This window comes from Brevibacterium sp. 91QC2O2, from assembly GCF_024580695.1.
GTDB classification, from domain to species: domain Bacteria; phylum Actinomycetota; class Actinomycetes; order Actinomycetales; family Brevibacteriaceae; genus Brevibacterium; species Brevibacterium moorei.
In genome coordinates, this window is record NZ_JANIJY010000057.1 from 1 (window position 1) to 1099 (window position 1099).

The 1099-nt window shown below is 54.5% G+C and carries 1 rRNA gene; it reads left to right on the forward strand.

Annotated features, from left to right (window positions below):
• Nucleotides 1-1099: ribosomal RNA gene (locus NQ036_RS15395) — 23S ribosomal RNA — on the forward strand; the annotation flags it as partial.

Consider the following 1099-nt stretch of genomic DNA (forward strand, 5'->3'; position numbering starts at 1 on the left):
CTGATGTGTGTGTGGTGGCCGCAGAGACCAGGGAGAAGCGACTGTTTACTAAAAACACAGGTCCGTGCGAAGCTGTAAGGCGATGTATACGGACTGACGCCTGCCCGGTGCTGGAAGGTTAAGAGGACCTGTTAAACCCTTTGGGTTGAAGCGGAGAATTTAAGCCCCAGTAAACGGCGGTGGTAACTATAACCATCCTAAGGTAGCGAAATTCCTTGTCGGGTAAGTTCCGACCTGCACGAATGGCGTAACGACTTCTCTGCTGTCTCAACCGCGAACTCGGCGAAATTGCATTACGAGTAAAGATGCTCGTTACGCGCAGCAGGACGGAAAGACCCCGAGACCTTCACTATAGTTTGGTATTGGTGTTCGGTGTGGCTTGTGTAGGATAGGTGGGAGACTGTGATCCGGCATCGCTAGGTGTTGGGGAGTCGTTGTTGAAATACCACTCTGGCCATTCTGGATTCCTTAACTTCGGACCCTGATCGGGTTCAGGGACAGTGCCTGATGGGTAGTTTAACTGGGGCGGTTGCCTCCTAAAGAGTAACGGAGGCGCCCAAAGGTTCCCTCAGCCTGGTTGGCAATCAGGTGTCGAGTGTAAGTGCACAAGGGAGCTTGACTGTGAGACGGACGTGTCGAGCAGGAGCGAAAGCTGGGACTAGTGACCCGGCCGTGGATTGTGGAATCGCGGTCGCTCAACGGATAAAAGGTACCTCGGGGATAACAGGCTGATCTTGCCCAAGAGTCCATATCGACGGCATGGTTTGGCACCTCGATGTCGGCTCGTCGCATCCTGGGGCTGGAGTTGGTCCCAAGGGTTGGGCTGTTCGCCCATTAAAGCGGTACGCGAGCTGGGTTTAGAACGTCGTGAGACAGTTCGGTCCCTATCCGCTGCGTGCGTTGGAGATTTGAGAAGGGCTGTCCTTAGTACGAGAGGACCGGGACGGACGAACCTCTGGTGTGCCAGTTGTTCTGCCAAGGGCATGGCTGGTTTGCTACGTTCGGGAGGGATAACCGCTGAAAGCATCTAAGTGGGAAGCCTGCTTCGAGATGAGGTCTCCTTTAAGGTGTCCTAGAGATGATGGGGTTGATAGGCCAG